Source organism: Desulfurobacteriaceae bacterium (assembly GCA_039832905.1).
Taxonomy (GTDB): Bacteria; Aquificota; Aquificia; order Desulfurobacteriales; family Desulfurobacteriaceae; genus Desulfurobacterium.
Genome location: JBDOLX010000017.1, coordinates 1 through 4248 on the forward strand (window position 1 = coordinate 1; position 4248 = coordinate 4248).

Sequence of the window (4248 nt, forward strand, 5' to 3'; positions counted from 1 at the left end):
TGTTTTCTACTATGAGATCAGCTTCCCGTTCTATAACCTTCTGGAGCTTAATGTCTAAGGGTTTAAGTGCTTCTTTGGATAGTTTTTTACCTGTTACGAGCTCCATAAAGGTAGTGGGAAGTTCTTTGAGCAGGCTTCTAATGGTTTTGTCGTAAATTTTTGATTCCTCTTTTCTCTTCTGGTTGCCGAAGGGTTTGCTCATTTATTCTTCTGCCTCCCATATGTCATCAATAGCGTGCTTAAAGATATGAATGACCTCTTTCCCTTCTGGGTTGTAGATGGGATAACGGTAGGGTCTCCAGGATTTTCTGCGGTCAAAGAATCCTGTTATTTCTCTACCGTCTTTAAGTGCAAAGGTCAAGGTTTTCCCTTTTTTGTGGTCCTTTACAAGTTCTAAGATGATTCGTCCTATCTCTAAGGCTTCCTCTCTCCAAGCTCCAGGTTTTACGTTATCGTAAATCTCTCCAGTTTCTTTTATGAGGTTTTGAGGGTAGGGATTGAAAAGGGAGAAAGCAGAGGTGAAAACTTTGTATTTGGCTATGTAGGTATGGACAGGTTTTGGAAGTTTACCCTTTTTCTGCTTTAAATGGAGTAGGAAAAAGTGAGGGTAGAATCTGAGGAGCTTTGCTTTTATGAACCCTTTTTCTCCAAATGGGTAAATGTAAATATCCTTTCCTTCGAAGAAAAGTTTTTCCGATTCTGGTAGGTTAGGAAGTATCTCCTTGTAGAACTTGACGGCATTTCTTCCTGAAAAGGTTATTTCGTTTATTTCCTGGAACTTGAAAGTTTCTCCTCCACTTATGAGGAACTTTCTTTCTGGGATGGAGAAGTCAAGGACTATGACGTTATTTCTGAGGTTTTCTCTTTTTCTGGATAGACCAATTCTGAGATTGAACGGTGTTTTTGTCTCTTTGAGGAGTGAGAAAAAGGACTCACTGTAGTAGGTAGGGTCTTTTTGATCTTTTCTAAACATTTTAATTCTCCTAGTTATGTAGTTGTAATGTAGTTTAGGAGTAAGTTCTCATTCCTACAAGATTTAGCTGGTGTTTTCTCAAGTACTAGTCTCCGAATTCTCTTTACAGATTCAATTGAAGAATCTGCATAAAAACTTTCATCTTGAAATTAAGGAATTAGAATGCCTGCTTTCAAAATCTCTATTCCGGAAGCAGGTTCTTTATACTCTACTTCAGACAGGTAAGGCGAGCTTTAAAAGCTAATCTCAAAGAAATAATAAGAAATTGGAGCTTTAAGTTTTAGATCAGAACTTTGAAAAAGGTTTTGTAAAGAGGTAAACATAAGCAAGCTTTAAAGAAGAAGTTAGAGAATTTTTATTAGACTCAAAAGTTAGAACCTAACTCCCAAATCCAAGAGAAGAAATTTGCTCATCAATAACAGAAAGGAGTATAAATCCTTGAATTTAAGGATCAGCTTTCTCAAGTTTAAGTCTATTTCCTCTTTTTTCTTTCCGTTTTCCTCCTTTATCTTTTTTACTTTCCGTCTTACTTTTTAGTTCTTTTTTCGCTACTTGCTCTTCTATGTTAGAGCTGATTTCCTATTATAGAGCTTTACTTTTGGCCTTTTTCTAAAGAGCTACTTTTTTCTAAATCTCAACTTAATTTCCTTTCTAAAACTCTAACTTCCTTGCAAGATTCCGATATTCTTTCTTTCAATGCTGATAAGTTTTTGAAGACTCTGATTAAGCTTGTTAAGCTTTGGAATTGTTAAAGTAGGGCCTTAGTTAGCAATCTAAAAGCTTAGTTCCTTGTTTTTCGTAAGGTAGGAGAAGAGAGATCGGTTACCTGAGTAGGATGCCCTTGTGGTAACTTACGAATTTTGAAGGGATAAAGCCCCAGTTTGGGTATGTGAAGGCTACTTTTAGAATTGAACTCCAAAAAAAAATTCCAAAGTGGAGCTTTACAAATTCGGAATTTTGTTTTTAAAGAACAGAGGTCTTATACTTGAACTTCAGCTTAACTTAAAGAAGTGGACTTCAATTTCTGGGATCAGGTTTCTAGAAACGGTTTTAAAATTGCTGTGAGGCTGTTTGAAAAATCCACCAAACAAAAAAGAGAACACCCAGACTAAAGAGGATAAATTTTGCCAAAAACTCCTCGTCCTCTCATAACTCCCTATTTCCTGCTTAATCTTTCCAAAAATACTTTCTATCAATCCCCTAAACCTGTAAACCCCTTCAGACTCCAAAAGCTCCTTACACTTCAACCTAACTTCTGACCTAATCTCACTCCTAAAACTCTCCCTTACCTTTACGTAAGGCTTTAACCTGTTTGTGTCAATAATTTTGTGTAAGCCATTTAGGAGTACCTCCTGGAGAACATTTCCTGAATTTCCTCTCTGGCTTCTAAAAAACCGTTTACTACCCTATTAGACCACCTCTCGTTAAGCATTGCCACCCTGAGATAAACGAACTTTTCAACAGCACTAACCGACGGTAAAGCACCTATGACCTTAATCCTTTTCCTTACCTCCTTTATCGTCCTTTCTATCAAGTTCGTCGTGTATATCACCCTCTGAATAGACTCAGGATACTTGAGAAAAGTAAGAAGCTTGTAAAGCTCCTGTTCCCAAGACTTTACAACCTTAGGATACTTTAATTCCCATTTCTCTTTGAACCTTTCAAAACCCTTTAGAGCTTCCTCTTTCGTAGAGGCTTGATATATCCTCTTTAAGTCCTTCGCTATCTTCTTCCTGTCTTTGGCTCTTACTTTGTTCAGAGTATTTCTTACTTTGTGGACTACACACGATTGAAAGTCTGCTTTTGGAAAGTACTCCTTTATCCTTTCTTCAAGTCCAGTAACCCCATCTGCTACAAATAGGAGGACTTCTCTTATACCTCGGTCATAGAGCCTTTTTATCATTTCCAGCCAGCTTTCAGCTCCTTCCGATGGATTTACTTCAAAATCAAGTATTTCTCTGTACCCATCCTCATCTATACCAAGAGCAAAAAGGACTGCTTCTTTTTCAACAGTATCTCTTCTGACCGATAGCCACATACCGTCAAGCATTATCACCGCATATCTCTTCTTGAGTCTCCGATGTTTCCATTTGTTTATCTCACTTACTGTTACTTTGCTAATCTCGCTAATCGTTGAAGGTGAGTATTTAAGTTCAAATATGCTTTCAAGAGCCTGGGCTACTGCTCTTGCGCTCATACCGGAGGCAAACATTCCAAGGATTAAGTCTTCAAGGTTGAGATCTCTCCTCTTGTAAGGCTCTATCAGCTTGGTTTTAAATTTTCCTTCCCTGTCCCTCGGAATTCTTAGGTTCTTAAGCTTACCAATGACAGTATCTAAGTTCCTAAGGTAGAAGCCGTTTTTGATTCCTCCGTTTTGTCTGAGGAATACTTCTCTTTCCGCTACCATGATTGATTCCAAAGTTTGCTTTACCACTTCTTTAATGAGGTCTGGTAAAATCCTCCGTAGTTCCATTTCTCACCTCCTGGGGACTGGGGTATTTTGGGGTTGTTCCCCAGGAGGTTACTCCATCAAGTTTTTTCTCCCAATAGAGGGCTTCCTCTCAAAGCTTTCCGTATAAATTCTCCTAAGCTTAACTTCCGAATCATAGCTCTCATCGAGCAGAACAGTAAGAACAAACCTTTTGCCGTTTCTCAAATGAACGCTCAGAACAACTGTCTTAACGTGGCTCTTGACCTTTTTTATCTCCTTGCCCCGCAGTATCTTCAAGGATAAATCTCATCTTACTTAAATCCACTACCGTCTATTATCAGGAACCTAACTTGACTAAGGTATCTCCTCAAAAGTCTGCTGGAGATGAAATTGAAGAAGTCTATAAGGAGAACCAGGGGAAGTTGTTTTAGGCGGTAGTAGTAGTAAGTCGAGAAATCCAGAACGTTCTCTCTTCCAAACACCTGAACAGCCAAGTATTCAAGGTCTCTGAATGAAAGTCTCCAAGCTACTTGGAGGAAAAGGAAGGTAAGGATTATTTCGGCTAGGTATCTTTGGTCTTTCACTTTTCGTCACTAAAGAGATACAAGTATCTTATTAGAACCTATCCTCTTTGGTGCATGTAGCTCTGTGTGAGTTTGAATACTTATTGGAAGTTGAGTTTTTTAGCTTTCATACCGGAAAAGATAGACTTTTTTTTTATGGAGCGAAAACTTTCAAACACCCTCTCTGAGTGAGCTTTGCAATAAACTTTGGATCCATCTTCTGGAGCTCCTCAAAGACAACTCTACCACTCTCAGAGAGCATTGACTCCTCTAAGAGCTCC

Annotated in this window: 3 protein-coding genes and 2 pseudogenes; all 5 read right to left on the reverse strand. The window is 38.5% G+C overall.

Annotation, left to right across the window (positions count from 1 at the left end):
* A partial coding sequence (locus tag ABGX27_00975) for a hypothetical protein (GenBank protein ID MEO2068071.1) occupies positions 1 to 202 on the reverse strand: 202 nt, incomplete at its 3' end.
* Positions 203 to 973: a hypothetical protein gene (locus ABGX27_00980; GenBank protein MEO2068072.1), complete on the reverse strand. Its 771-nt coding sequence runs from the start codon at positions 971 to 973 to the stop codon at positions 203 to 205.
* A 1050-nt stretch (positions 974 to 2023) separates the two neighbouring features.
* Positions 2024 to 2280: pseudogene (locus ABGX27_00985) on the reverse strand (IS5/IS1182 family transposase).
* A 32-nt stretch (positions 2281 to 2312) separates the two neighbouring features.
* Positions 2313 to 3446, reverse strand: a complete 1134-nt coding sequence (locus ABGX27_00990; protein ID MEO2068073.1) for an IS256 family transposase — start codon at positions 3444 to 3446, stop codon at positions 2313 to 2315.
* A gap of 62 nt (positions 3447 to 3508) precedes the next feature.
* Positions 3509 to 4044: pseudogene (locus ABGX27_00995) on the reverse strand (IS5/IS1182 family transposase).
* Positions 4045 to 4248 lie beyond the last annotated feature (204 nt).

What these genes read in the sequence shown, in the direction of transcription:
- ABGX27_00980 (MEO2068072.1), bottom strand. Translation starts at nt 973, where the DNA reads ATGTTTAGAAAAGATCAAAAAGACCCTACCTACTACAGTGAGTCCTTT.
- ABGX27_00990 (MEO2068073.1), bottom strand. Translation starts at nt 3,446, where the DNA reads ATGGAACTACGGAGGATTTTACCAGACCTCATTAAAGAAGTGGTAAAG.